Here is a 26537-nt window from a genome sequence, read left to right on the forward strand (position 1 = left end):
CGATCGGTCGGTAGGGAGCCCGGGATGACGGCAGTGACTGCGGACCAGACGACGCAGGGGACGGCAGGCACGGCGGATGCGGCGGATGCGGAGCGTCTGGCGGCATTCGACGCCGCGGTGGCTGCCGACGACAGGATCGAGCCGCGCGACTGGATGCCCGACACCTACCGCGCCTCGCTGATCCGCCAGATGGCCCAGCACGCCCATTCCGAAATCATCGGCATGCAGCCCGAGGCCAACTGGATCAGCCGGGCTCCCTCGCTGCGCCGCAAGGCGATCCTGATGGCGAAGGTCCAGGACGAGGCCGGGCACGGCCTCTATCTGTACAGCGCGGCGGAGACGCTCGGGACCAGCCGCGAGGAGCTCCTCGACAAACTGCACGCAGGTCGGCAGCGCTATTCGTCGATCTTCAACTACCCCACGCTGACCTGGGCGGACGTCGGTGCGATCGGCTGGCTCGTGGATGGCGCCGCCATCACCAACCAGGTGCCGCTGTGCCGCTGCTCCTACGGGCCCTACGCCCGCGCGATGGTCCGGGTCTGCAAGGAGGAGTCCTTCCATCAGCGCCAGGGGTACGAGCTGCTGCTCGCCCTCAGCCGCGGCACCCCCGCCCAGCACGAGATGGCGCAGGACGCGGTGAACCGCTGGTGGTGGCCCTCCCTGATGATGTTCGGCCCGCCCGACGACTCCTCCGCGCACTCGGCACAGTCGATGGCCTGGAAGATCAAACGCCACTCGAACGACGAGCTGCGGCAGCGCTTCGTGGACATCTGTGTCCCCCAGGCCGAGGCACTGGGGCTCGCACTCCCCGACCCCGACATCCGGTGGAACGAGCAGCTGGGCCGGCACGACTACGGAGCGATCGACTGGACGGAGTTCCAGGAGGTCCTCAAGGGCAACGGCCCCTGCAACGAACAGCGGCTCACCCAGCGGCGCACGGCCCACGAGGAGGGCGCCTGGGTCCGCGACGCGGCAGCGGCTTACGCGGACAAGCACGCGGCACGTTCCGGCACCCCCGGAGACACCGCCCGGCCCGTGGAGGCGGCCGCATGAGCACGACCGACTGGCCCCTCTGGGAGGTGTTCGTGCGATCCCGGCGCGGGCTGTCCCACACGCACGCGGGCAGCCTGCACGCACCGGACGCCGAGATGGCCCTGCGCAACGCCCGCGATCTGTACACACGCCGCTCGGAAGGCGTCTCCCTCTGGGTGGTTCCCTCGACGGCGATCACCGCCTCCTCGCCGGACGAGAAGGACTCGTTCTTCGAGCCGGCGGGCGACAAGCCCTACCGCCACCCCACGTTCTACGAGATCCCGGACGGGGTGAAGCACCTGTGAGCGCGGCTCTCGCCCTCGGCGACGACGCGCTGGTGCTCTCGCACCGGCTGGGGGAGTGGGCGGGGCACGCCCCCGTGCTGGAGGAAGAGGTGGCCCTGGCCAACATCGCCCTGGATCTGCTGGGCCAGGCCAGGGTGCTGCTCTCGATGGTGGGCGACGAGGATCAGCTGGCCTACCTCCGCGAGGAGCGCGCCTTCCGCAACGTCCAGCTGGTCGAGCAGCCGAACGGCGACTTCGCCCATACGATCGCCCGCCAGCTCTACTTCTCCGTCCACCAGCACCTGCTCTACGAACAGCTGGCCGCCGGGCGGGGCGAGTTCGCGGATCTCGCCGCCAAGGCCGTCAAGGAGGTCGCCTACCACCGGGACCACGCGGAGCAGTGGGTCCTGCGCCTCGGTGACGGCACCGCGGAAAGCCATGAGCGCATGCAGCGCGCGCTGGACGCCCTGTGGCGGTTCACCGGAGAGCTGTTCGAGCCGGTCGAGGGAGTGGACGTCGACCAGGACGCCCAGCGCGACGGCTGGCTGGCGGCGGTCACCTCCGTGGTGGAGCGGGCCACCCTGACCGTCCCTCAGGGGCCGCAGTCCGGTTCCTGGACAGCAGGAGCGGGCCGGCAGGGACTGCACACGGAGCCGTTCGGGCGGATGCTCGCCGAGATGCAGCATCTGCACCGCAGCCACCCGGGGGCGTCATGGTGACCACGGAGACCCCGCTGGAGGCGGAGCTCCACCGGCTGGCGGGCTCCGTGCCCGACCCCGAGCTGCCGGTCATCACGCTGGACGAGCTCGGCGTGCTCCGCGGTGTGCGGGTGGAGGGGCCGGACAAGGTCACGGTGCGGCTCACCCCGACGTACACGGGGTGCCCTGCCATCGCGAGCATGTCCGCGGACATCGAGCGCGTGCTGCACGAGCACGGTGTCAGCGAGGTGTCCGTGGTCACGGTGCTCGCCCCGGCCTGGTCGACCGACGACATCAGCGATGAAGGACGCCGCAAGCTCGCGGAGTTCGGCATAGCGCCGCCGCGTCCCGGGGGCGGCACCGGCGGGCCGGTCCCGCTGACGCTCTCGGTGCGCTGCCCGCACTGCGGTTCCACGGACACGGAGCTGCTGAGCCGATTCTCCTCCACGGCGTGCAAGGCGCTGCGCCGCTGTGTGGCCTGCCGTGAACCGTTCGACCACTTCAAGGAGTTGTAGATGTTCCATCCACTCCGGGTCAGCGCGATCGAACGGATCACGGACGACGCGGTGGCCGTCACCTTCGCCGTGCCGCCCGAACTGCGTGAGACCTTCCGCCACACCCCTGGCCAGCATCTGAACGTGCGCTACCGCGTGGACGGCGAGGAGATCCGGCGGTCGTACTCGATCTGCGCACCGGCCACCGAGCAGCCGGGTGATCCCATGCTGCGGGTGGGTATCCGCCTGGTCGACGGCGGTGCGTTCTCGACGTACGCCCTCAAGGAGCTGGCCGTGGGGGACCAGTTGGAGGCGATGGCCCCGATGGGCCGTTTCGTCCTGACCCCGCGTCCGGGCCACTTCGCCGCGATCGTCGGTGGCAGCGGCATCACCCCGGTGCTGTCGATCGCGGCGACGCTGCTGGCGCGGGAGCCCTCGGCTCGCTTCTGTCTGATCCGTAGCGACAGGACGGCCGCGTCCACGATGTTCCTCGACGAGGTCGCGGACCTCAAGGACCGCTATCCGGACCGCTTCCAGCTGGTGACCGCGCTGTCGCGGGAGGAACAGGCTGCCGGGCTCCCCTCGGGCCGGCTGGACCGCGAGCGTCTCACCGGGCTGCTGCCCGCGCTGCTCTCGGTGCCCGATGTGGACGGCTGGTTCCTGTGCGGGCCGCTCGGCCTGGTCCGGGAGGCGGACGGAGCCCTGCGGGCACTCGGCGCCGACCGGTCACGCATCCATCAGGAGATCTTCCACGTCGCCGAGGAGACAACGGCTCTGCCGGCGGCTGCCCGGGTCGCCACGCCGTCGGAGAGCAGGCTCACGGCGACACTCGACGGGCGGTCGGGGAGCTGGCCGGTCCAGGACGCCGAATCGCTCCTGGACACGGTGCTGCGAAGCCGCTCGGACGCTCCGTATGCCTGCAAGGGAGGCGTGTGCGGGACCTGCCGGGCCTTCCTGGTCTCGGGCGAGGTGCGGATGGACCGCAACTTCGCGCTGGAGCCCGAGGAGACCGGGGCCGGCTTCGTCCTGGCCTGCCAGTCGCACCCCATCACCCCGGAGGTCGAGCTGGACTTCGACCGCTGACGACCGCTGACCTCCGCCGACCAACGCCCACGGGCCCCGGGCCGTCCGCGCACCCTTGCCCGCACAGGGGCCGGAACCCGTCCGCACAGGGGCCTCAGAGGACGAAGGCCGAGCTTCCGTCCTCCGTGACCATCGGGCGCCCGGCACCGTCCCAGGCCTGCATGCCGCCGTCGATGTTCACGGCGTCGAGCCCCTGCTGCACCAGATACTGGGTGACCTGGGCGGACCGGCCCCCGACACGGCACATCACATGCACACGCCGACCGTCGTCAGCCGCCTCGGTCAGCTCGCCGAAGCGGCCCACGAAGTCACTCATGGGAATGTGCAGCGCCCCCTCGACATGCCCGGCCGCCCACTCATCGTTCTCCCGGACATCCAGCACGAAGCCGTCGGACGGGACCGCCGCGGCATCCACCGTGGGCAGTGCAGCGAAATTCATGGGTAAGCCTTCTCTCGTACGTACGCGCCAGGGGCATCCGGAACGCTACTGCACCAGCCCCGCCAGCTCGTCCTCACGCCGGGACACATCCGCCAGAAGTTTCTCGCCGATGTCGTCCAGCAGCCGGTCGGGGTCGTCCGGCGCCATCTTCAGCATCGAGCCGATCGCGCTCTCCTCCAGCTCCTGGGCCAGAACCGTCAGCAGCTCCTTGCGGCGGCTGAGCCACTCCAGCCGCGCATAGAGCTCCTCGCTCTCGCTCAGCTGCCGCTCCGGCGTCAGGGGTCCCGCTGCCCACTCGGCTGCCAGCTCCTTCAGCGACGCCACATCACCGCGCCCGTAGGCCGCGTTGACACGGGTGATGAACTCGTCCCTCCGCGCCCGCTCCGTCTCGTCCGGTGCCAGATCCGGGTGGGCCTGACGAGCCAGCTCCCGGTAGAGCTTGCGCGCCTCCTCGCTCGGCCTGACCCGCTTCGGCGGCCGGACGGGCTGCTCGGTGAGCATGGCCGAGGCCTCGGGCGAGAGACCGTCCGAGTCCATCCAGTCGTGGAAGAGCTCGTCGACACCGGGCATCGGCATGACGATCGCCCGCGCCTCCTGGGCCTTGCGCAGATCCTCCGGATCTCCCGTCCTCGCGGCCCGCGCCTCCGCGATCTGCGCGTCGAGCTCGTCGAGCCGCGCGTACATCGGGCCGAGCTTCTGGTGGTGCAGCCGGGAGAAGTTCTCGACCTCGACCCGGAAGGTCTCCACCGCGATCTCGAACTCGATCAGCGCCTGCTCGGCCACCCGGACAGCTTTGGCGAGCCGCTCCTCGGGCCGGTCGGGGCCAGCCTTCGGCGCCCCCTGCGCAGGGGGCTCCTCCTGCACAGGAGGCTCGTCCTGCCGGTCCTGGTTCTGCCGGTCTTCGTCGTTCCGGGTGGTCGGCACCCCGGCGGCTTCGTGGGTCACCCGTCCAGCGTATGGCCACGGCCGACGCCACGGAGACACGGTGGCCGCAGGACCCGCTCAGACACCGAGCTCGGCGGCTATCCGCCCGGCTCGGACAGCCCGGACGAGCTCCGCGTGGTCCGCCTCGGTCCGGTCCGCGTAGGTCACGGCGAATTCGGCCACCGCCGTGTCCAGCTCGGCGTTCTTCCCGCAGTAGCCGGCGAGCAGCCGGGGATCGGCGCTGTGCGCATGGGCCCGGGCCAGCAGCGCGCCCGTCATGCGCCCGTAGTCGTCCACCTGGTCCGCCGCGAGCGCGGCCGGGTCCACGCTGCCCTTGCGATTCCTGAACTGGCGTACCTGATAGGGCCGGCCGTCGACCTCGGCCCAGCCGAGCAATATGTCGCTGACGACCTGCATCCGCTTCTGTCCGAGCACCACCCGGCGCCCCTCGTGCACCACCTCAGGCACCTCGAAGCCGGCCTGCGGGAGATAGGGGGAGAGCGCGGAGGGACGGGCCTCCTTCACCTGGAGGACCAGTGGCTCGCCACGGTGGTCGAGCAGCAGGACCACATACGACCGGGTGCCCACGCTTCCCGTGCCGACCACCCGGAACGCCACATCGTGGATCGCATAGCGGGCGAGCAGCGGGAGCCGGTCCTCCGAGATCGTCCCGAGGTAGGCCTCGAGCCCCGCCGCGACGGCTGCCGCCTCCGCGTCGGGCACCCTGCGCAGCACCGGAGGCGCGTCCACGAAGCGCCGACCGCCGTCCTCGGAGTCCTCCGTGGACCTGGCGGCGAAGCGGGCGCTGGTGTTGTTCCGCGCCTTGGCGGAGACCCGCTCCAGCGTTCCCAGCAGGTCCCGTGCGTCGGTGTGCGAGACGAGCTCCTCGTCCGCGATGGCGTTCCACGCGTCGAGCGCGGGCAGCCCGGCCAACAGACGCATCGTGCGCCGGTAGGCCCCCACCGTGTCGTACGCACCCTGCCGGCAGGTGTCCTCGTCCGCCCCGGCCATCCTGCCCGCGAGCACCAGCGAGGTGGCGAGCCGCTTGAGGTCCCACTCCCACGGGCCGAACACGGTCTCGTCGAAGTCGTTGAGATCGATGACCAGGTTGCCGCGCGCGTCGCCGTACAGCCCGAAATTCGCCGCGTGCGCGTCGCCGCAGAGCTGAGCGCCCACCCCTGTGACCGGTGTGCCCATCAGGTCGTGTGCCATCAGGCCGGCCGAGCCACGCAGAAACGCGAACGGCGTCTCCGCCATCCGCCCCACCCGTATCGGCGTGAGGCCGGGCACCCGGCCGTGGTTCGACTCCTCGACCGCCCGCACCGCGTCCGGCCTCCCGGCGGGCAGGACCAGGGAGCTGTGCGCGGACCTGGGCACCTTGAGCCTCAGCGCCTTGCCGGCCGCCTTCGGGGACACCGCCCCGGTCCCGGACGGCAGGGCGCCTCCGGCCACGCGCCGCGCGAAACCGGGAACGACCGGAATGCGCTTCTCCCCCGCCGCACGCTGTCCCGGCACAGCCGCCTCGACCTCGCCCATGGAACGCCGCCTCCCCCGCCCTCGTCAGCCGTTCCGTCCCGACCAACATCAACTGCGGACGACGGTACAGCCGCTCCGTCGCAGCCGTCTGCCCCTGTGGACAACCCAGGATCCGGCCTGTGGACAACCTCCGGGGGAGGCCAGGGTTCAGCAGCCTCCCGAGCCCCCCAGATAGGCGTCCGCCCACTGTCCGAGCTCCGTGAGTGCGGGCTCCATGGCCGCCCCCGCCTCCGTCAGCCGGTACGCCACCCGCAGCGGGGGCCCCTCGTCGACCTCACGCACCACGAGGCCGGCCGCACCCAGTTCCGACAGCCGGTCCGAGAGCATCCGCTCGCTGATACCCGGAATCGCCCGCCTGAGGTCCGCGAAGTGCACCGGCTGCTGCATCAGCACCGAGACGATCGGGCCGGTCCAGCGCTTCCCGAACAGCTCGAAGACGCGCGTGATGCTCGCATCCACCTGCCGACAGGACTGCTCGCTGTGATCCGCCATGCCCCCAAGAGTACTGCGCGGGCGTGCGGAGCTTATGAAAAGTAAGGGACTATGTTATTAATAGGTACGTACTGAAACGCGAGTATCGCGATCACCAAGCCGCACGCCGACCCCTACGGAGAACCCCATGGCCACGCTTCTGCACCTCGACTCCGCCGCCTTCCCTCAGGGCTCCACATCCCGGGAGGTGACCGCAGCCTTCGTCGCGGCCTGGCGCGAGCAGCACCCAAACGGCGACGTCGTGTACCGCGACCTTGCCGCCGCACCCCTGCCCCACCTGGACGCCTCGGCCATAGCCGCCGGCGCCGATGACACCCTGCGCGGGGAACTCGCAGCCGAGCTGGCCGCCGCGGACGCCGTGCTCATCGGCGCACCGATGTACAACTTCTCCATCCCGTCCACGCTGAAGGCATGGCTGGACCAGGTGATCATCGTCGGCCACAACGCGGGTCCGGACAGCCCGGTCGCCGGTACGCCCTTCACCGTGGTGGCCAGCCGAGGCGGTTCGTACGCCCCCGGAACCCCGCGCGAGGACTTCGAGTTCGTCCGGAACTACCTGGAGAAGGTCCTGACGGGCATGCTGGGCGCCGAAGTCGACTTCATCGTCCCGGAGTTGACGCTGGCCCACTCGAAGCCGGAGATGGCCGAGCTCATCCCCCTCGCCCTCGCCTCCCGCACCCAGGCGTTCACCGAAGCGGCAGAGAAGGCCAAGGCGCTCGCAGCGCGCCTCGCGGACTGACGTAGCTCCTGGGGCCCTGGAGCCCCCAGGAGGGGTCGGCCCGCGCGCAGCGTTCCTTGCATAACGGTCCGGATCCGATGTTTCACGTGAAACGTCAGATGCGGACCGTCAGACGACGAAGAACCCAGACAACGAAGAACCCAGCAAACGAAGAACCCCCGCACCGGATCTCTCCGGTGCGGGGGTTCTGTCGAACCAACCCGGCAGCCGCAAGCGACTGCCCGTTGTGCGCGAGGGGGGATTTGAACCCCCACGTCCCTAAGGACACTGGCACCTGAAGCCAGCGCGTCTGCCGTTCCGCCACTCGCGCATGAGTGGTGTTTTCAGACTCTCCCACCGAGTGGTGTGAGCGCCTGGCGACATCCGGAAGATTAGCACGCTGGACAGGGTGGATTCACATCCGTTGTTTCGCAGGACACGCGACGGGAACCGGGAACGCGGAAAGCCTGGCCCCACTCCTCCTGAGTGCACCCGGAGTGCGGGACACTGTCAGGAGGTCACCTCTACGATCCGTGTGAGAGGTGACACTCATCCACTGTGCAGACAAGGGGAACCAGCCGATTTCCCGACGCGTGGATACGATCAGTAAGCAGTACAGGGACGACGACACCGGAGGAGGTGCCCCATGGGAGTCATGAAGCGTTTCGAGCAGCGTCTCGAAGGTCTTGTCAATGGCACCTTCGCCAAGGTCTTCAAGTCCGAGGTGCAGCCGGTCGAGATCGCGGGAGCCCTACAGCGCGAGTGCGACAACAACGCATCGATCTGGAACCGCGAGCGGACGGTCGTACCCAACGACTTCATCGTCGAGCTCAGCACCCCGGACTTCGAGCGGCTCAGCCCGTACTCCGGGCAGCTGGGCGACGAGCTGTCCGGCCTCGTGCGTGACTACGCCAAGCAGCAGCGCTACACCTTCATGGGGCCGATCAAGGTCCACCTGGAGAAGGCGGACGACCTCGACACGGGTCTCTACCGCGTGCGCAGCCGGACCTTGGCGTCGAGTTCGTCACAGCAGGGCGGCCAGCAGGGCGGCCCGGCTCCCCACGCCCAGCCGAACCGTCCCGGGGCCCCGCAGGGGCAGGGCGGCTACGGCTACCCGCCGGCTTCCGCCCCGCCCATGCCCGCGGCCCCGCCGCCGAGCTCCGGGCGCTCCGGAGGCCCTTCCAGCGACTGGCGCCCGCCGGCCGCGTCCGGCCCCGCGCCGGACGCCCAGGTGCGGCGCTGGATCGAGATCAACGGCACCCGCCATCAGATCTCCCGCCCGACGTTGGTGATGGGACGAAGCACCGACGCCGACGTGCGGATCGACGACCCCGGCGTATCGCGCCGGCACTGTGAGATCCGGACAGGAACGCCCTCGACCATCCAGGATCTCGGGTCCACCAACGGCATCGTGGTGGACGGGCAGCACACCACCCGCGCTACGCTCCGCGACGGCTCGCGGATCGTCGTGGGCAGCACCACCATCGTTTACCGGCAAGCCGAAGGGTGAAGCGGGGGCAATGTCAGAGCTGACCCTGACGGTCATGCGGCTAGGTTTCCTGGCTGTTCTGTGGCTATTCGTAATCGTGGCCGTCCAGGTCATTCGCAGCGACCTGTTCGGTACGCGCGTCACGCAGCGCGGCTCACGCCGCACTGCCGCTGACGCCCGCCCGCAACAGGGCCGCCAACAGCAGCAACAAGCAGCGCCGCCTCAGCAGCGCCAGCAGTCCGGGCGTCAGCGCCGCGGAGCACCCACCAAGCTGGTCGTCTCCGAAGGCACGCTCACCGGCACCACCGTCGCGCTCCAGGGCCAGACCATCACCCTGGGACGGGCGCACGATTCAACGATCGTGCTGGATGACGACTATGCGTCCAGCAGGCATGCCAGGATCTACCCGGACCGTGACGGCCAGTGGATCGTCGAGGATCTCGGGTCCACCAACGGCACCTATCTCGACCGGACCCGGCTCACCACCCCGACACCTGTTCCGCTGGGCGCGCCGATCCGCATCGGCAAGACCGTCATCGAGCTGCGGAAGTAGTACGACAATGAGCGAGCGGAGCGAGCGAGCCGCCGCGGTCCTGACGACGGACCCGGCCCGGCTCCCGACCGGAGGGTGGGCAGTGTGGCTCGAGACCGGCTGTACCCCGAACCGACGGGCGAGGTGCGCATGAGCTTGTCCCTGCGCTTCGCCGCCGGATCGCACAAGGGCATGATCCGGGAAGGCAACGAGGACTCCGGCTACGCCGGCCCCCGCCTTCTCGCCATCGCCGACGGCATGGGCGGCCAGGCGGCCGGCGAGGTCGCCAGCTCAGAGGTGATCTCCACGCTGGTCCAGCTCGACGACGACGTCCCGGGCTCCGACATCCTGACCTCGCTCGGTACGGCGGTCGAGCGTGCCAACGACCAGCTGCGTGTCATGGTCGAGGAGGACCCCCAGCTGGAGGGCATGGGCACGACGCTCACGGCCCTGCTCTGGACCGGTCAGCGCCTCGGCCTCGTCCACGTCGGCGACTCGCGCGCCTACCTGCTCAGGGACGGCGTCCTGACACAGATCACCCAGGACCACACCTGGGTGCAGCGTCTCGTCGACGAGGGCAGGATCACCGAGGAAGAGGCCACCACCCACCCCCAGCGCTCCCTGCTGATGCGGGCGCTGGGCAGCGGCGACCACGTGGAGCCCGATCTCTCCGTCCGGGAGGTGCGCGCCGGCGACCGCTATCTGATCTGCTCGGACGGGCTCTCCGGCGTCGTCTCCCACCAGACGATGGAAGAGACCCTGGCCAGCTACCAGGGCCCGCAGGAGACCATCCAGGACCTCATCCAGCTCGCCCTGCGCGGCGGCGGTCCCGACAACATCACCTGCATCGTCGCGGACGTCCTGGACGTCGACAGCAACGACACCCTGGCCGGGCAGCTCAACGACACCCCGGTCATCGTCGGCGCGGTCGCCGAGAACCAGGCCGCCCAGGCGAACGACGGCAGCGCCATGGAGACACCGGCGGGCCGCGCGGCCGGCCTCGGCCGCCCCGTGCCGCCGCCGGCCGGGGGCTTCGGTCCTCCCGGCAGCGGCGACGACCTGGGCTACGGCTCAGGTCCGGACGGCGCCTTCGACTCGTACACCGACGACGACTTCGTCAAGCCACGCGGCCGACGCAGGTGGCTCAGCCGGTCCATCTACATCGTGCTGGCGCTGGCCGTCATCGGCGGTGGCGTCTACGGCGGATACCGCTGGACCCAGACGCAGTTCTACGTCGGCGCGAAGGGCGACAACGTCGCGCTGTTCCGCGGCATCAGCCAGGACCTCGCCTGGGTGTCCCTCTCGAAGGTCGAAGAGGACACCACGATCGAACTGAAGTACCTCCCGCCCTACTGGCGCAAGAAGGTCGAGGCGACCATCTCCCAGGGTGACCTCGCCGATGCCCGCAAGAAGATCAGCGAGCTCGACGCACAGGCCTCCGCCTGCAAGAAGGACGCGCAGCGCCGCGCGGCCGAGGCGGAGACCGATACCGCCAAGGACACGAACAAGGGCGAGACCGGCAACGCCTCCGACAGCACGTCAGCCACGTCGCCCGTCAAGGGGACCAAGAACGCGACTCCCACTCCCGGCCCCAGCCTCTCGGAGGAAGAGAAGAAGCTGGCCCTGCAGTGCGGTAAGCAGTAAGCCGTAGGGGGCCTTCAGCACATGAGCGTTGTCACCAACACCACCACCATCGGCGCGATCGATGCGCCGAGCAGGCGTAACACCGAGCTGGCGCTGGTCATTTTCGCCGTCCTGATCTCGGTGTTCGCGTACGCCAACGTGGGCCTCGCCATCAACGGCGAGCTGCCCGCGGGCATGCTCGGTTACGGGCTCGGCCTCGCGCTGCTCGGCGGTGTGGCGCACCTGGCCGTGCGCAGATTCGCCCCGTACGCGGACCCACTGCTGCTTCCGCTGGCGACGCTGCTCAACGGGCTGGGACTGGCCATCATCTGGCGCCTCGACCAGTCGGAGCGCTTCCGGGCACTCAAGACGTTCGCACCGGCCGCCTCCAAGCAGCTGATGTTCTCGGCGGCCGGCGTGGCCCTGCTGGTCGTCGTCCTGATCGTCCTCAAGGACCACCGCATCCTGCAGCGCTACACCTACATCTCCATGCTGGCCGCGCTGTTCCTGCTGGTCCTTCCCATGTTCTTCCCAGAGGTGAACGGCGCCAAGATCTGGATCAAGATCCCCGGCATCGGCACGATCCAGCCCGGTGAGTTCGCCAAGATCATCATCGCGGTGTTCTTCGCCGGCTATCTCATGGTCAAGCGCGATGCCCTGGCCCTCGCCAGCCGCCGCTTCATGGGGCTCTACCTGCCCCGCGGCCGTGACCTGGGGCCGATCCTCATGGTGTGGGCGTTCTCGATCCTCATCCTGGTCTTCGAGACCGACCTGGGCTCGTCGCTGCTGTTCTTCGGCATGTTCGTCGTCATGCTGTACGTCGCCACCGAACGCACCAGCTGGATCGTCTTCGGCCTCCTGATGTCCGGCGCGGGCGCGGTCGGTGTGGCCACGTTCGAGCCGCACGTCCAGGACCGTGTCACCGCCTGGCTCGACCCGTTCGCGGGCTGGGGCGAGATCGCCGCCAGCGAGCAGATGGCCAAGTCGCTGATGGCCTTCGGCTCCGGCGGCACGCTCGGCACCGGCCTCGGCCAGGGCAACTCCGACCTGATCGGCTTCGCCGCCAACTCCGACTTCATCCTCGCGACCGTCGGCGAGGAGCTGGGCCTGGCCGGGATGATGTCCGTCCTTCTCATCTACGGCCTGATCGTCGAGCGCGGCGTCCGCACCGCCCTCGCGGCCCGCGACCCGTTCGGCAAGCTCCTGGCGATCGGCCTGTCCGGCTCCTTCGCCATCCAGGTCTTCGTCGTCGCCGGCGGTGTCATGGGGCTCATCCCGCTGACGGGTATGACCATGCCGTTCCTCGCGGCCGGTGGTTCGTCCGTCATCGCCAACTGGGCGCTCATCGGGATCCTGATCAGAATCAGCGACACGGCCCGACGCCCCGCACCGGCACCCGCACCGTCCCCGGACGCCGAAATGACCCAGGTGGTCCGCCCGTGAACAAGCCGCTCCGCAGGATCGCGATGTTCTGCGGCATCCTCGTCCTGGCCCTGCTGATCCGCACGAACTACATCCAGTACGTCCGTGCCGACGAGCTGAACTCCAACGAGCACAACCGCCGCGTCCAGATCGAGCGTTACGCCCACGAGCGCGGCAACATCATCGTCGACGGCGAGCCCGTCACAGGGTCCGTGAAGACCTCGGACAGCGACTTCACGTACAAGCGCGTCTGGAAGAACGGCCCCATGTGGGCGCCCGTCACCGGCTACTCCTCGCAGGCCTTCGACTCCTCCCAGCTGGAGAGCATCGAGGACGGCATCCTCACCGGCAACAGTGACGACCTGTTCTTCGACCGCACCCTGTCGATGTTCACCGGTGAGAAGAAGACCGGCGGGAACATCGTCACCACCCTCAACGGCGCCGCCCAGAAGGCCGCCTTCGAGGGTCTCGGAGACAAGAAGGGCGCCGTCGCCGCGCTCGACCCGCAGACCGGCGCCATCCTCGCCCTGGCCAGCACCCCCTCGTACGACCCCTCGGTCTTCGCGGGCAACTCCATGAAGGACTCCGACGCCCGGCAGAAGCTCCTCAAGGACGAGGACAAGCCGATGCTCAACCGGGCGCTGCGGGAGACCTACCCGCCCGGCTCGACGTTCAAGGTCGTCACGGCCTCCGCGGCGCTGGAGAACGGCCTCTACACCGACATCGACGCGAAGACGGACTCCCCGCTGCCCTGGCGGCTCCCGCAGTCGACCAGACTGCTGCAGAACGAGAACAACATCCCCTGCGAGAACGTCTCTCTCCGGGAAGCCCTGCGGATGTCCTGCAACACCGTGTTCGGCAAGGTGAGCGACGACCTCGGCAACAAGAAGATGATCGAGCAGGCGGACAAGTTCGGCTTCAACAAGGAAGTCTTCACTCCGGTCCGGGCCGACTCCAGCGTCTACCCGAAGGACAACCAGCCGCAGAACGCGATGGCGGGTATCGGCCAGGCGTCCAACCGCGCCACCCCGCTCCAGATGGCCATGGTGACGTCCGCGATCGCCAACGACGGCAAGCTCATGCAGCCGTACATGGTCGCCGAGCGCCAGGCACCCAACCTGGACGTCATCTACACGCACGAGAAGGAGCAGCTCAGTGAGCCGCTCTCGGCGGAGAACGCCCAGAAGGTGCAGCAGATGATGGAGACCGTGGTCAACGACGGCACGGGAACCAACGCGAAGATCGATGGCGTCACTGTCGGTGGCAAGACCGGTACCGCGCAGCACGGCCTCGGCAACAGCGAGAAGCCGTACGCCTGGTTCATCTCGTACGCCAAGACCGACAGCGGCTCCCCGGTCGCCGTCGCCGTGGTGGTCGAGGACGGCAACGCCAACCGGGAAGACATCTCGGGAGGCGGCCTGGCGGCTCCGATCGCCAAGAGCGTGATGAAGGCGGTAGTCGACGGAAAGTAGTGACACCCGTCACAACTTCTGTCCACACCGGCACAGTGGGATACCGGTCGGATATCAGCTGACGGGTGCGGGCCGATCACGCGGGGAGGGCCCGGTAGCGTATGCGCGAACAGCGCACCGCCGGACCACACACGGGTGCGGTCGGGACTGACGGAGAGGGCTGGATCAGTTATGGAAGAGCCGCGTCGCCTCGGCGGCCGGTACGAGCTGGGCTCGGTGCTCGGCCGTGGTGGCATGGCCGAGGTCTACCTCGCGCACGACACCCGGCTCGGCCGCACCGTCGCTGTGAAGACGCTGCGGGCCGACCTCGCCCGCGACCCGTCCTTCCAGGCCCGGTTCCGCCGTGAGGCCCAGTCGGCCGCCTCGCTCAACCACCCCGCGATCGTCGCCGTCTACGACACCGGCGAGGACTACGTCGACGGCGTCTCCATCCCGTACATCGTGATGGAGTACGTCGACGGGTCGACGCTCAGAGAGCTCCTGCACTCCGGCCGCAGACTCCTGCCGGAGCGGACCCTCGAAATGACGGTCGGGATCCTCCAGGCCCTGGAGTACTCGCACCGCGCCCAGATCGTCCACCGCGACATCAAGCCGGCCAACGTCATGCTGACGCGCACCGGCCAGGTCAAGGTCATGGACTTCGGTATCGCCCGCGCCATGGGCGACTCCGGTATGACGATGACTCAGACCGCCGCGGTCATCGGCACCGCGCAGTACCTCTCGCCCGAGCAGGCCAAGGGTGAGCAGGTCGACGCACGTTCCGACCTCTACTCCACCGGCTGCCTGCTCTACGAGCTGCTCGCGGTCCGGCCGCCGTTCGTCGGTGACTCGCCGGTCGCGGTCGCGTACCAGCACGTGCGGGAGGAGCCGCAGCCGCCGAGCAACTTCGACCCCGAGATCACGCCCGAGATGGACGCCATCGTCCTGAAGGCACTGACCAAGGACCCCGACTACCGCTACCAGTCGGCCGACGAGATGCGCGCCGATATCGAGGCCTGCCTCGACGGCCAGCCGGTCGCGGCCACGGCGGCGATGGGCGCGGCGGGCTACGGCGCGTACGACGCCTACGGCAACGACCAGCCCACCGCGGCCCTGCGGCCCACCGACCCCGGCGGCGCCCAGACGTCCATGCTGCCCCCGGTCAATCCGGAGGACGGCAGCTACGACGACCGCCCTGACCGCCGGCGCCAGAAGAAGAGCAGCACCTCGACGATCCTCCTGGTCGTCGCGGGCATTCTGGTGCTCATCGGCGCGATCCTGATCGGCCGTGAGGTCTTCACCTCCAACGGTGGCGGCAACGACAAGCTCGACGTGCCGAACATGGTCGGTTCCACGGTCGCGGAGGCGCAGAAACTCGCGGACAACGCCGAGGTCACACTTGAGGTCGGGTCCAAGGAGCCCTGCGAGACGCAGGAGAAGGACAGGATCTGCAGCCAGACCCCGGACAAGGACAGCCAGATGGCGAAGGGCGAGACCGTGACGGTCGTCGTCTCCACCGGCGCTCCCAAGGTCGAGGTCCCCGACGTCCTGGAGAAGTCCGAGGACAGCGCCCGCAAGGCCCTGGAGGACAAGGGCTTCACGGTGAACGTCAAGACGGCCGAGTCCGACAAGACCCTGGACACGGTCATCGCCCAGGACCCCGAGGGTGGGACGAAGGCCGAGAAGGACCAGGAGGTCACGATCACCGTGGCCAAGGAGGCCACCCAGAACGTGCCGGGTGTGGTCGGCAGGTCGTTCACGGACGCCGAGGCGCAGCTGAAGGGCGTCGGCTTCATCAACGTCTCCAGGACCGATGTCGACTCGAATGAGCCCGTCGACACCGTGATCGAGCAGACCCCTGAGGCGAACAGCAAGGAGTCCAAGGACGTCCAGATCGTCCTGAAGGTCTCCAAGGGCCCGGCCGAGCCGGAGCAGGTCGGGGTACCGGACCTGCAGAACAAGACGCTGGCCGAAGCCAAGGACGCACTCGCCCAGGCGGGCCTGAAGCTGGGCACTGTGCAGGGGCAGAACGACGACAACGCACGGGTGATCGGCTTCCAGCCCCAGGCGGGTCAGATGGTCGACAAGGACAGCGCGGTCAATGTGCAGACCTTGCCGGGCGGGAACGGCAGCCTCTTCGGCCACCAGCCAGGTTAGGCGGACCGACGCACGTAGGAACGCCGCAGGGCCCCGGTCACCTCGAAGGTGCCCGGGGCCCTGCGGCGTTCCGGTGCTCTCCCGTGGCGCCTACCGCAGCTCCGCCGGCTTCGTACGGTCCCTGTCGGCCTTCTCGGTCCGCACCAGCTCGCCCCACACGATGTAGCGGTACTTGGACGTGTATACGGGGGTGCACGTCGTCAGCGTGATGTAGCGGCCGGCCTTCTTCACGCCCGCCTCCTCGGGCACCGGCGCGATCGCGTCCACATCGAACTTCGACGTCTGCGGCAGCTCCGCGAAGACCTTGTAGACGTACCAGGTGTCCTTGGTCTCGAAGACGACCGCGTCGCCCTTCTTCACCTTGTCGATGTTGTGGAACCTGGCGCCGTGCCCGTCACGGTGCGCGGCGAGCGCGAAGTTGCCCTGTGTGTCCGAGGGGAGGGCCGACTTCACGGGGTCCGTGTAGTAGCCGGCGATACCGCTGTTGAGCGTCTCGGTGTCGGTGCCCTTCTTGACCAGCACCTCGCCGTTCTTCATGGCGGGGACGTGGAGGAAGCCGATGCCGTCCCTGGTGTCCAGCGCTCCGGGACCGCCCGCCCAGCGGTCGCGGACGGTGTCGCCCTGCTTGTCGGCCTCACGGTCGGCGAGCACATTGGTCCACCACAGCGAGTAGACGACGAACAGGCCGAGCACCAGCCCTGCGGTGATCAGCAGCTCGCCGAAGACGCTCACCGCCGTCGCGACGGGATGCCGGCCTCTGCGGCGCACCGGGGCCGCCGGCTCGTCGGTGCGCTCTTCGTGCTCGGTCCTCGCTGCCACCGCACCCGTCCCTGTCGTGATGTCGTCCAGCCCGCGTCAGCCGACGAGCGCGTCGGGCTTCCCCTTGCTGCGCGGCCGTTCGTCGACCATTTTGCCCCACACGATCATTCGGTACGTACTCGTGAATTCCGGCGTACATGTCGTGAGCGTGATGTACCTGCCCGGACCGGTGAAGCCGGAACCCGTGGGCACCTCGTCGATCACGGACACATTGGACGGCGAGGTCTGCGGAAGGATCGTGGTCATCTCGTACGTGTAGTAGGCGTCCTGCGTCTCGACCACGATCGGATCGCCTGGCTTCAGCTTGTTGATGTAGCGGAAGGGCTCACCGTGGGTGTTGCGGTGACCCGCCACCGCGAAGTTCCCCTTCTCTGCCGAGGGCATCGCGGTCTTCAGCTTGCCGTCGGAGTAGTGACCGACCATGCCGCGGTCGAGGACCTTCTCCTTGCTGATGCCCTCGGCGATCGGCGCGACCACGTCCAGCTTGGGGATGTGCATGATGGCGAATCCCTTACCGGGTTCGAACTCCCCCGGGCTGCGCGCGCCGTTGGCCCAGTCGTCCTGGATCCTGTTCGTCTCCCGGCCGGCGATCTGGTCCGCGCGGACATTGGTCCACCACAGCTGGTACGTGACGAACAGCAGCATCAGCACGCCGAAGGTGATGAAGACTTCGCCGACGACCCGGCTGGCGACCACGGCCGGGCTGTCCTTGGCGGCGCGGGCCGCGCGCCTGGCCTCCAGCCGTGACATCGGAGCCGCGGGCACCGACGCCTCGGGCTCCTTGGCACGCGGAGGTTCGCCCCGCCGTCTCCCACGCCCCTTGGCCGCCGCCGCACGCCGTCGCTCCGCCCGGCCGCCCGTGGGAGGGGGTTCCTGGGCGGAGTCGGGGGCGGGCCCGGGGGCGGCTGATCCGTCCTCCTGGGACGCGTTCCGTGTATCGGCGGTCCGCAGAGCGACGGTCTCGTCGTTCAGGACCGGCAGGACGTCGGTGGCCGGCAGGACGTCGGCGGCCGGCCCGGTGGCGGGCGCGGTGGCCGGCCCGGTGGCGGGTGCGGGCTCAGGCGCGGGCTCGGGCGCGGGCTCGGGCTCGGGCTCGGGGACGGGTGCCGTCTGCGCCGGGGGATGCGTCCCCTGGCCGGACAGCGCGGCGGTCCCCTGCACGGTGCCCGCACCAGGGACCGTTTCCGGCCCCTGGTGCCCGTACCAGTCCCTCTGATAGCCCTCCGGGTCGTACCACTCACCCGGGGGCTCCTCGGGACCCTGAGCCGCCGCCTGTGGCATCTGCCCCGCCTCGCCGCCGAGGGGCTGGGCACTCTCCGCGCGGAACCAGGGCGAGGTGTGCTGGCCGGGCAGTGGATCGTTCAACGGGTCCGAGAGCTGCTCGACCGCCGCCTCGAACGTGCCGTCCGGTTCGTACGCTCCCTGTTCGTACGGGCCTTCCTGCCCGGCGTGGGGGCGGGGTGAGGTCACGCGGCGGCCTTGCCCACCACCGGTGCGAGCCCCGCCGATCTCCCGACAGCGCCCTTGTCACCGCACTGTTCCAGCCAGTTGGCGAGCATCAGGTGGCCGTGCTCCGTGAGCACCGATTCTGGGTGGAACTGCACGCCCTCCACCGCGTGTTCGCGATGGCGCAGACCCATGATGATGCCGTCGGCGGTGCGCGCGGTGACTTCCAGTTCGGGCGGGACGGTCGCGGGCTCCGCGGCGAGCGAGTGATAGCGCGTCGCGGTGAACGGGGACGGAAGACCGGCGAACACGCCCTTGCCCTCGTGCAGCACGGGGGAGGTCTTGCCGTGCAGCAGCTCCGGAGCCCGGTCCACCACGCCTCCGTAGGCGACGGCCATCGACTGCATCCCCAGACAGACGCCGAAAACCGGCACCCCGCCCCCCGCGCAGTGGTGCACCATCTCGACGCAGACGCCCGCCTGCTCGGGAGTGCCCGGGCCCGGGGACAGCAGGACGCCGTCGAAGCCGTCGTCGGCGTGCGCCGTGGTCACCTGGTCGTTGCGCACGACCTCGCACTCGGCGCCGAGCTGGTAGAGGTACTGGACGAGGTTGAAGACAAAGCTGTCGTAGTTGTCGACGACGAGAATGCGTGCGCTCACTGACCGGCTCCTGCTCCGCTGGTGCCATCGCCGTCCACCGTCACATCACCGAACGGGAGCAGAGGCTCCGCCCAGGGGAAGACGTACTGGAAGAGCGCGTAGACAACGGCCAGGACGAGCACGAGCGAGATGAAGCCCCGCACCCATGCGTTGCCCGGCAGATGCCGCCAGATCCAGCCGTACATGCTGTTGCCTCCATTCGGTACGGCACCAGACTAAACGGCCGGGGCTCAGGCGTGGGTCAGCTGTGGAAAGCCGCTGTCAGCCCACAGGCTGCGCGTCATGGAGATCCACGGTGCCCGAATAGCCGGGAAGCTTCAGCTTGTCGTGCTCCTCGACCTTCCATCCCAGCCCGTACGCCTTCACGTACAGCTGGTAGTTCTGGATCGCGGTGGAGCCGTCGAGCGCCTGCTTCAGCTTCCCCCGGTCACCGACGGCGGTGACCTTGTACGGAGGCGAGTAGACCCGCCCCTGCAGAATCAGTGTGTTGCCGACGCAGCGCACCGCGCTGGTGGAGATCAGCCGCTGGTCCATCACCTGGATCCCACGGGCTCCGCCCTCCCAGAGGGCGTTGACGACGGCCTGGAGGTCCTGCTGGTGGATGACCAGGTCGTTGGGCTGCGGATCGGGGTATCCGGGGTTGGCTGTGGCGTCGGCGGGGGCGTCGTCCAGCGTGACGGAGAGCGCCTCACCCGTGACCTCCGTGGTACCCGCGGCCTTCTCCAGCGCGTCGAGCCGGGCGTCCTCGGCGCTGGTGCTCCCGTCGTCACGCCGGGCGAGGGTGTCGATGTCCTCGCGTACGGAAGCGGTCGACTCGTCCAGCTCCGCGTTCTTCTCGCTGCGCTGCTGAATGAGGTCGGAGAGTTTCAGCAAAGAGGAGTCTGTCCGGATGTCGGTCCCCTTGGCCGTATTGGCGCTGGTCACGAAGATGAGCCCGGCCAGGGCGAAAACGGCAGCGGTGAGGCCTTGGACCGGCCACCGGGACATACGCCGGGCCGGACCTCGGGGAGAGTCGGCAGAATTGCTCAACGTACCCTTATCTCCTTAGGCGCCACGGAAGCACTACGCTAACGGACGCCCCGGGGAGGCAGCATTCCCCCTCGCGCCCCGGCGCCAGCCACAGATCCCTGCGCGGTCACGCAGCGCATCGACAGGAGAGTCCCTCGTGCCGAAGTCACGTATCCGCAAGAAGGCAGATTTCACGCCCCCGCCGACGAAGCAGTCGACGAGCATAAAGCTGACCAACCGCAGTTGGGTGGCGCCGGTGATGCTGGCGCTCTTCCTGGTCGGTCTGGCCTGGATCGTGATCTTCTACGTCACCGAGGGCGATCTGCCGATCGACGCTCTCGGCAACTGGAACATCGTGGTGGGCTTCGGCTTCATCGCCGGTGGCTTCGGCGTCTCCACGCAGTGGAAGTAGCTCTGCCCTGAAGTTACCCACAGAGTTATCCACAGGTGGGGGAAAAGGTCAGACGATCTGTGGATAACCTCTCTCGAAGTTGACGCCGGTGTGACTACACACTTACGCATCGCGGGAGGGTGTGCCCCTTGTCCTGGCTGGTAGAACCCGGTTCAGCGACAAGGGGCACACCTGTTCCCCACGTCATGCACAAGATCCGGCACGCTCTGTGGACAACCGCACCCCTGGAGCAACCAATTCCGCTCAGGTGAGCGCGGCCGTCCTGAGGAGGACGGCGATCACGACCACCATGAAGACCAGTGCGCAGGCGCCGTACTGCACAAGATCCCGGCGCTCACGCGGGGCGTGGACCATGGCGATCGCGATCAGCGCCCCGGCGACAAGCCCGCCGACATGCGCCTGCCAGGCGATCGCTCCCCACGGATTGAACGTGAAGATCAGGTTCACCACGAGAAGGGCGATCACCGGCCGCATGTCGTAGTTCATCCGGCGCATCAGCACGGCCGTGGCACCCAGCAGGCCGAAGATGGCACCCGAGGCGCCGAGCGAGCCCTGCGCGGGGTCCGCGATCCAGTAGGTGAGAGCGCTGCCCGCCAGTCCGGAGAGCAGGTAGAGCGTGAGATAGCGGGCACGGCCGAGCGCGGCCTCCAGCGGTCCGCCGAGCCACCACAGTCCCAGCATGTTGAAGGCGATGTGCCACACCTCCTGGTGCAGGAACATCGACGTCACCAGGCGGTACCACTGCCCCTCCGCCACACCTTCGATGCCGGCCGACGGATCGCCCGAGTAGGCGCGGCCGAACAGCAGCAGATCATCGACCAGCGGATATCCGGACTGCTTGGAGATCAGGACCGCGACGAAGACCGCGAGATTGATACCGAGGAGGATCTTGGTGATCAGCCTGGGGTCGGCGGCCACGCTTCCGCCCGCCAGGGTCCGGGGCCGGCTCGCCGCGGGGTGGTGACCCGTACCGGTACCTTCACGGACGCACTCCGGGCAGTGGAAACCCACCGAGGCCTCGATCATGCAGTCCGTACAGATCGGCCTCTCGCACCGCGTGCAGCGGATCCCCGTCTCCCTGCCCGGGTGCCGGTAACACGTCGGTGGACCGCCCGCGGCCACGGACCTGTCCTGGTCTTCCGGCGGCTGCTGGTCCATCGGTCACGGCCCCTTCGGTCCTCGTCCGTACAGGGGGCACACATACGACCGCCCCGCTCGCCCGTTATGTAGCAGTACGGATGAGCAAGGCGGTTGGTTCCCGCACGGTGGGCGGCCTGTCAGGTCAGCGGCCCCGGCGGGGGCCCCACACCCTCCGGTCAGCGGGTCTCGATGACGACCGACTCGATCACCACGTCCTGGAGCGGCCGGTCGGTGCGCGGGTTGGCCGGCGCCGCGGCAATGGCGTCCACGACCTTCCTGCCCGCCTCATCGGTGACCTCACCGAAGATCGTGTGCTTTCCGGTCAGCCAGGCGGTGGGCGACACGGTCACGAAGAACTGCGATCCGTTGGTGCCGGGTCCTGCGTTGGCCATCGCCAGGAGGTACGGCTTGTCGAACGCCAGGTCCGGGTGGAACTCGTCGCCGAACTCGTATCCGGGGCCGCCCGTGCCGTTGCCCAGCGGGTCGCCGCCCTGGATCATGAAACCGTTGATGACGCGGTGGAAGACAGTGCCGTCGTACAGCTTGTCGTGGGACTTCCGCCCGGTCTCCGGGTTGGTCCACTCACGCTCACCCGTGGCGAGCTCGACGAAATTCTTGACGGTCCTGGGCGCGTGGTTCGGCAGAAGCCGGATCTCGATGTCGCCCAGATTCGTCTTCAAAGTGGCGTAAAGCTCCTCGGCCACGATCTGCCTTCCCTGAGTCTTCGCTGATGACCACCGATCCTCGCACGCGGCACCGGGTCCTCCGCACGGTCACAGCGCGGGATGGGCGGCACTCACCTCGTTGCCCGCTTTCCTGCACCTTTCCCACACGTACTGCGGGATTTATGCGCCCAACTGCCCGACGACACGGAGCGCGCCTGCGCGAACCGTGGCATCGTCGGCAACACGCTCCCCTTGCACCGCATTGCCCGAGAATGATGTTCATGACCCGGATGCCCGTCCCGCATGGCGCTCCAGTCGCCGGCGGGCATGATTTCGAATTGGGTGGATAGGCGGAGTACCTACCCGCCACCAATGAGGAGGATCCCGTGACCCGCATCGACAGCGTGCGCGCCGCAACCTACTCGGCGAAGGACAGCGCGCAGCACGCCGCGGAAGTGGTGGCGCCTTACGCCGACACGGCCAAGGAACAGGCCACGCACTACGCGACCGAGGCTCGCGCACGGCTCGCGCCCAAGGTGTCGAAGGCAGCCGCGCAGGCCCGCGTCCAGTACGGCGCGTATCTCGCACCACGTATCGAGCAGGCGCTCACCCATGTGCCCCCCAAGGTCGACGAGGCCGCACAGAGGGCCGCCACTCGCACGCGCAACGCCGCCCGCACCGCTGCGGACTACACCGTGCCGCGCGTCGAGTACGCGGTGGCGGCGAGCCGGCCTGTGGCCGAGGAGGCCACCGCACGCAGCACGGCCGCGCTTGCGGCTCTCCGCGGCCAGGTGACGGCCCAGGAGATCCAGAAGCTGGTGCGCAAGCACGAGCGGCGGGCCAAGGCAGGCCGGGCGGCCAAGTACTTCCTCGTGCTGGGCGCCCTGGCCGGCGGAGCCTTCGCCGCCTGGAAGTGGTGGGACAAGCAGGCCAACCCGGACTGGCTGGTCGAGCCCCCCGCTCCCACCGAGGTGGCCGACGACCGTGCCCCTCTGACCTCGGTCGACGGCAGCGGCTCGACCGTGCTCGACCCGGAGGTCCGCGCCAAGCAGGCCAAGGACGAAGGCGGAGCCGGTTCGGACACCGCGAAGGGCGACGGCGACGACCGCGGCTGAGCACCGCCCACTCCGGAACGACAGCGGAGAGGGGCGCCGGAGGACCACATGGTCTCCGGCGCCCCTCTCCGTTTCACGTGAAACCGCACACAACGGGGGTCACTCACGTGAGGGGGAGGTGACGGGGAAATCGAAATAGGTGTCCGGATACGGTTCGTCGGCCAGGGTGTAATGCCACCACTCGCAGTCGTACGCGGCGAAACCGCAGGCTTCCATGAGGGTACGGAGGTGCCGACGGTTTCTCGCTTCGGCTTCGGTGATCCCTTGTGCTCCATGGTGCGAGAGGGAATCCATCAGGTCATGGCCACCGCCCATGGCGACGATCTCCTGAGAAGCGCGGTCGTAGAGCGTGAGATCGACGGTGCTGCCCCGGCTGTGCCCCGACCTGGCGGCGACGTAGCCCTGCTCGAACATCTCGGCCCGGCCGATGTTCGGATAGTGCCGGGCCTTTGTGCGGCCGTCCTCCGGCTGCTGTGACCAGCGCACGAAGCAGTCGACGGCGCGCTGCGGGCGGTAACCGTCCCAGAGAAGCAAGCCGAAGCCCTGGGTCTCGGCCTTCTCGCACACGCGCTCAAGGGCTTCGCACAGCGCCCTCGTGCCGACGATCCGGTTGGCCAGGTACCCGTCCACGGGGCTGCCGGTGAAGTTGTCCCATGTGGCGTACTTGGCATCCCAGCGCATTCCGGGGAGTCCGGGGAGTCCGGGGAGTCCGGGGAGTCCGGGAAGTCCGGGGAGTCCGGGAAGTCCGGGAAGTCCGGGAAGTCCGGATGAGAGTTCGTCGATGAAGACGAAGTCGCCCTTCGCCGCCTTTTCCCCCTTCACCGGCTCTTCCCCGTCAGGGCCAACGACAGGAGCCGGTCCAGGACTTCACCGAGCGGCACTCCAGCGGCCGCCATCATGCGCGGGTAGCGGCTGTACGAGGTCATGCCGGGAAAGGTGTTCACCTCGTTGAGGACCACTGTTCCGTCCTCCTTGAGGAACATGTCCACCCGCGCGAGACCGCCGCACCCCAGGGCGCGATACACGGCCATGGCCGTCTCCTGGACAAGCCGGCGCGATGCCGCCGGAATGTCGGCGGGAACGATCGCCGTCGAGTTGTCGGAACCGGTCTCCGGTGCGTCCTCCTGGTGGATCCGGAAGAAACCGTGGGAGAGCGCGATCCGGTCCACCTCGCCCGCCATCAGGTCGAGTTCGTCGCCCAGGATGGCGCATCCGATCTCGCTGCCGACGACGGCCTCCTCGATCAGCACCTTCGCGTCGTACCGCCGTGCGGTCTCCACCGCGCTCCGCAGTTCCTCCGCCCGGGACACCTTGGTGACGCCGAAGGACGAGCCCGAACGCGCCGGCTTCACGAACACCGGACAGGTGAGCTGCTCGGGGTCGATCGCCTGATCCGCCGTGACGGTCCAGAAATTCGGCGTCGCGATTCCCGCGCTTCCGGCAACGATGTAGGCGAGGGATTTGTCCATGCACAGAGCGGAACTCTGTATGTCGCAGCCCACGTAGGGGATACCGGAGAGCTCGAGCAGCCCCTGCATCGCCCCGTCCTCGCCGCGCTTGCCGTGCAGCACGGGCAGCACGACGTCGAGAGGGATCGTCTCGTACCGCTCCTGCCCCTGTCGTTGGACGAGCAGTCCGTGCACGGTGCTGTCCGGTGACAGTGCGGCCGGACGGCAGTCGCCGTTCTCCCACTCCGCGTGGGGGCCGTCACAGAGCTTCCAGGCGCCGTCCTTCGTGATACCGACGTAGAACGGTTCGTACTTCTCGGTGTCGAGGTTACGGGCGACCTCTTGTGCGGACTTGATGGAAATGGGGTGCTCTTCGGAGCGTCCGCCGAAAATGATGCCGACCTTCAGCTTATCCATGCTGATTCTCGCTTTCGAATTTCAGACAGTTGGCAAGGGAGTTCTCGACCGTGTCGCGCAGGGCATGGTCCGTGTAGTAGGCGGTGTGCGGGCTGATGAGCACATTCGGGAGCTCTTGCAACCGCAGCAGCGACTTGCTTCCCATGGGCCTGGTGCGCCAGTCGGCGTAGAAGATTCCTTCCTCGCCCTCGACGACATCCAATGCAGCGCCGCCGAGCCTGCCGCTTTCCAGTGCCGAAACCAGGGCTTCGGTGTCGACGAGCGCCCCACGTCCGGTATTGACGATCAGTGCACCCTGTTTCATCTGCTCGATACGCTGCCGATTCAGCAGGTGATACGTATCCGGGGTGAGCGGTGTGTGGAGCGTGACCATGTCGCTCTGCCGCAGCAACTCGTCGAGAGTGACGTATTCGGCAGGGGTCTTCGGCCGCTTGTCGTGGGCGAGTGTCCGGCAGCCGAATCCCCGCAGCCTGTCCACGACCGCGGCGCCGATGCGACCTGTGCCGATCACGCCGACGGTCAGATCGCGCAGTTCCCTGCCGCGTACTGCGTTCAGCCGGTAATCGTGCTCATCCGCACGCCTGATGATGGATTTCGCGTCGCGCACGGCCATCAACATCAGCATCAGCGCGAAGTCGGCCACACTGTCCGGCGAGTAGCTGACGTTCCCCACGGTGATGCCGATGCTCTCCGCGTATTCCACATCGATGTGGTTGCACCCGATGCTCCGCGTGGATATGTACGTCACGCCGGCTCGGCCCAGTACAAGGAGAGCAGAATTGGTGACGGGGGTCTTATGACCGACGCTGACGGATCGGCTTCCGGACGCCAGGTCGGCATTCGCTTCGGATACCGGTGCGTCTGTGATGGCCGGCGTCACACCGAAGCGAGGCGCCAGCTCCCGAAACAAGACGGCCTCATCCGGGCCGCACCCATAGATGGTGATGCGGGACGGTTCGCTGTAGGTCATACGTACAGTCAAAGCGTCGTCGTGTTGCCGGGACGTATGAGGTTTTCGATATGCCGGCAATATA

The 26537-nt window shown here is 68.4% G+C and carries 28 protein-coding genes and 1 tRNA gene; 14 read left to right on the forward strand and 15 right to left on the reverse strand.

What is annotated here, in order from left to right:
* Positions 1-24: 24 nt before the first annotated feature.
* From paaA to AB0C75_RS02310, 5 genes are read left to right on the forward strand one after another with little or no spacing between them, the layout of a single operon-like run.
* Positions 25-1053: a 1,2-phenylacetyl-CoA epoxidase subunit PaaA gene (gene paaA / locus AB0C75_RS02290; protein ID WP_362886231.1), complete on the forward strand. Its 1029-nt coding sequence runs from the start codon at positions 25-27 to the stop codon at positions 1051-1053.
* Positions 1050-1337, forward strand: coding sequence for a 1,2-phenylacetyl-CoA epoxidase subunit PaaB (gene paaB, locus AB0C75_RS02295; RefSeq protein ID WP_362886233.1), 288 nt, complete (start codon positions 1050-1052; stop codon positions 1335-1337). Before paaA ends, paaB begins: the two co-directional genes overlap by 4 nt.
* The gene (gene paaC / locus AB0C75_RS02300; RefSeq protein WP_362886235.1) at positions 1334-2035 is read left to right on the forward strand and encodes a 1,2-phenylacetyl-CoA epoxidase subunit PaaC; all 702 of its coding nucleotides are present in this window, start codon (positions 1334-1336) and stop codon (positions 2033-2035) included. The genes paaB and paaC overlap by 4 nt, the downstream gene beginning before the upstream one ends.
* Positions 2032-2529, forward strand: coding sequence for a 1,2-phenylacetyl-CoA epoxidase subunit PaaD (paaD, locus tag AB0C75_RS02305; protein WP_362886914.1), 498 nt, complete (start codon positions 2032-2034; stop codon positions 2527-2529). Before paaC ends, paaD begins: the two co-directional genes overlap by 4 nt.
* The gene (locus AB0C75_RS02310) at positions 2530-3591 is read left to right on the forward strand and encodes a 2Fe-2S iron-sulfur cluster-binding protein (protein ID WP_362886237.1); all 1062 of its coding nucleotides are present in this window, start codon (positions 2530-2532) and stop codon (positions 3589-3591) included.
* A 94-nt stretch (positions 3592-3685) separates the two neighbouring features.
* Here AB0C75_RS02310 and AB0C75_RS02315 read toward each other — a convergent pair whose 3' ends face one another.
* From AB0C75_RS02315 to AB0C75_RS02330, 4 genes are all read right to left on the reverse strand, one after another.
* Positions 3686-4030: a rhodanese-like domain-containing protein gene (locus tag AB0C75_RS02315; protein WP_362886238.1), complete on the reverse strand. Its 345-nt coding sequence runs from the start codon at positions 4028-4030 to the stop codon at positions 3686-3688.
* Between the two features lie 45 nt (positions 4031-4075).
* The gene (locus tag AB0C75_RS02320) at positions 4076-4975 is read right to left on the reverse strand and encodes a J domain-containing protein (RefSeq protein ID WP_362886240.1); all 900 of its coding nucleotides are present in this window, start codon (positions 4973-4975) and stop codon (positions 4076-4078) included.
* A 57-nt stretch (positions 4976-5032) separates the two neighbouring features.
* Positions 5033-6490 carry a DUF2252 domain-containing protein gene (locus AB0C75_RS02325; protein ID WP_362886242.1) on the reverse strand — a complete coding sequence of 486 codons (1458 nt, stop codon included), beginning with the start codon at positions 6488-6490 and terminating at the stop codon, positions 5033-5035.
* A gap of 147 nt (positions 6491-6637) precedes the next feature.
* Entirely contained in the window at positions 6638-6982 is a 345-nt protein-coding gene (locus AB0C75_RS02330) for a helix-turn-helix domain-containing protein (RefSeq protein ID WP_362886244.1), read from the reverse strand.
* 127 nt (positions 6983-7109) lie between these two features.
* Here AB0C75_RS02330 and AB0C75_RS02335 point away from each other — a divergent pair, with 127 nt between their 5' ends.
* Positions 7110-7721: an NAD(P)H-dependent oxidoreductase gene (locus AB0C75_RS02335; protein WP_362886246.1), complete on the forward strand. Its 612-nt coding sequence runs from the start codon at positions 7110-7112 to the stop codon at positions 7719-7721.
* 227 nt (positions 7722-7948) lie between these two features.
* Here AB0C75_RS02335 and AB0C75_RS02340 read toward each other — a convergent pair.
* Positions 7949-8031 (reverse strand) — tRNA-Leu (locus AB0C75_RS02340).
* Positions 8032-8346: 315 nt separating this feature from the next.
* On the opposite strand from AB0C75_RS02340, the gene AB0C75_RS02345 reads away from it, so the two are divergent.
* The 6 genes from AB0C75_RS02345 (at position 8347) to pknB (ending at position 16374) form a co-directional block, all read left to right on the forward strand.
* Complete coding sequence (locus AB0C75_RS02345; protein WP_362886248.1) at positions 8347-9210, forward strand: DUF3662 and FHA domain-containing protein; 864 nt, start codon at positions 8347-8349, stop codon at positions 9208-9210.
* A 10-nt stretch (positions 9211-9220) separates the two neighbouring features.
* Positions 9221-9742 (forward strand): FHA domain-containing protein, encoded by a 522-nt coding sequence (locus AB0C75_RS02350; protein WP_362886249.1) that lies wholly within the window; start codon positions 9221-9223, stop codon positions 9740-9742.
* Positions 9743-9871: 129 nt separating this feature from the next.
* Positions 9872-11365 (forward strand): Stp1/IreP family PP2C-type Ser/Thr phosphatase, encoded by a 1494-nt coding sequence (locus AB0C75_RS02355; RefSeq protein WP_362886251.1) that lies wholly within the window; start codon positions 9872-9874, stop codon positions 11363-11365.
* A 21-nt stretch (positions 11366-11386) separates the two neighbouring features.
* On the forward strand, positions 11387-12787 hold the full coding sequence (locus AB0C75_RS02360; RefSeq protein WP_362886253.1) for an FtsW/RodA/SpoVE family cell cycle protein: 1401 nt from the start codon (positions 11387-11389) through the stop codon (positions 12785-12787).
* Entirely contained in the window at positions 12784-14238 is a 1455-nt protein-coding gene (locus AB0C75_RS02365; RefSeq protein WP_362886255.1) for a penicillin-binding transpeptidase domain-containing protein, read from the forward strand. The genes AB0C75_RS02360 and AB0C75_RS02365 overlap by 4 nt, the downstream gene beginning before the upstream one ends.
* 171 nt (positions 14239-14409) lie before the next feature.
* On the forward strand, positions 14410-16374 hold the full coding sequence (gene pknB / locus AB0C75_RS02370) for a Stk1 family PASTA domain-containing Ser/Thr kinase (RefSeq protein ID WP_362886257.1): 1965 nt from the start codon (positions 14410-14412) through the stop codon (positions 16372-16374).
* A 90-nt stretch (positions 16375-16464) separates the two neighbouring features.
* Here the strand turns inward: pknB and AB0C75_RS02375 are convergent, their stop codons facing one another.
* From AB0C75_RS02375 to AB0C75_RS02395, 5 genes are all read right to left on the reverse strand, one after another.
* Entirely contained in the window at positions 16465-17193 is a 729-nt protein-coding gene (locus tag AB0C75_RS02375) for a class E sortase (RefSeq protein WP_362886259.1), read from the reverse strand.
* A gap of 36 nt (positions 17194-17229) precedes the next feature.
* Complete coding sequence (locus AB0C75_RS02380; RefSeq protein WP_362886261.1) at positions 17230-18663, reverse strand: class E sortase; 1434 nt, start codon at positions 18661-18663, stop codon at positions 17230-17232.
* Positions 18660-19298: an aminodeoxychorismate/anthranilate synthase component II gene (locus AB0C75_RS02385; RefSeq protein ID WP_362886263.1), complete on the reverse strand. Its 639-nt coding sequence runs from the start codon at positions 19296-19298 to the stop codon at positions 18660-18662. The genes AB0C75_RS02380 and AB0C75_RS02385 overlap by 4 nt, the downstream gene beginning before the upstream one ends.
* A complete protein-coding gene (locus AB0C75_RS02390) occupies positions 19295-19483 on the reverse strand; it encodes a hypothetical protein (RefSeq protein WP_362886265.1) in 189 nt (62 codons plus the stop codon). Before AB0C75_RS02390 ends, AB0C75_RS02385 begins: the two co-directional genes overlap by 4 nt.
* 76 nt (positions 19484-19559) lie before the next feature.
* The gene (locus AB0C75_RS02395) at positions 19560-20285 is read right to left on the reverse strand and encodes a DUF881 domain-containing protein (protein WP_362886267.1); all 726 of its coding nucleotides are present in this window, start codon (positions 20283-20285) and stop codon (positions 19560-19562) included.
* 178 nt (positions 20286-20463) lie between these two features.
* On the opposite strand from AB0C75_RS02395, the gene crgA reads away from it, so the two are divergent.
* On the forward strand, positions 20464-20718 hold the full coding sequence (gene crgA, locus AB0C75_RS02400) for a cell division protein CrgA (RefSeq protein WP_362886269.1): 255 nt from the start codon (positions 20464-20466) through the stop codon (positions 20716-20718).
* Positions 20719-20961: 243 nt separating this feature from the next.
* Here the strand turns inward: crgA and AB0C75_RS02405 are convergent, their stop codons facing one another.
* Positions 20962-21876, reverse strand: coding sequence for a rhomboid family intramembrane serine protease (locus AB0C75_RS02405; RefSeq protein ID WP_362886271.1), 915 nt, complete (start codon positions 21874-21876; stop codon positions 20962-20964).
* Positions 21877-22034: 158 nt separating this feature from the next.
* On the reverse strand, positions 22035-22562 hold the full coding sequence (locus AB0C75_RS02410; protein ID WP_362886273.1) for a peptidylprolyl isomerase: 528 nt from the start codon (positions 22560-22562) through the stop codon (positions 22035-22037).
* 347 nt (positions 22563-22909) lie between these two features.
* Between AB0C75_RS02410 and AB0C75_RS02415 the strand changes: the two genes are divergently transcribed.
* Positions 22910-23638: a DUF5324 family protein gene (locus tag AB0C75_RS02415; RefSeq protein ID WP_362886275.1), complete on the forward strand. Its 729-nt coding sequence runs from the start codon at positions 22910-22912 to the stop codon at positions 23636-23638.
* Between the two features lie 99 nt (positions 23639-23737).
* Here the strand turns inward: AB0C75_RS02415 and vanX are convergent, their stop codons facing one another.
* The 3 genes from vanX to AB0C75_RS02430 form a co-directional block, all read right to left on the reverse strand.
* The gene (gene vanX / locus AB0C75_RS02420) at positions 23738-24319 is read right to left on the reverse strand and encodes a D-Ala-D-Ala dipeptidase VanX (RefSeq protein WP_362886915.1); all 582 of its coding nucleotides are present in this window, start codon (positions 24317-24319) and stop codon (positions 23738-23740) included.
* Positions 24320-24456: 137 nt separating this feature from the next.
* Positions 24457-25503, reverse strand: a complete 1047-nt coding sequence (vanA, locus tag AB0C75_RS02425) for a D-alanine--(R)-lactate ligase (RefSeq protein WP_362886277.1) — start codon at positions 25501-25503, stop codon at positions 24457-24459.
* On the reverse strand, positions 25496-26473 hold the full coding sequence (locus AB0C75_RS02430; RefSeq protein WP_362886278.1) for a D-isomer specific 2-hydroxyacid dehydrogenase family protein: 978 nt from the start codon (positions 26471-26473) through the stop codon (positions 25496-25498). Before AB0C75_RS02430 ends, vanA begins: the two co-directional genes overlap by 8 nt.
* Between the last annotated feature and the right edge of the window lie 64 nt (positions 26474-26537).

This window comes from Streptomyces sp. NPDC048565, assembly GCF_040650935.1.
GTDB lineage: Bacteria > Actinomycetota > Actinomycetes > Streptomycetales > Streptomycetaceae > Streptomyces.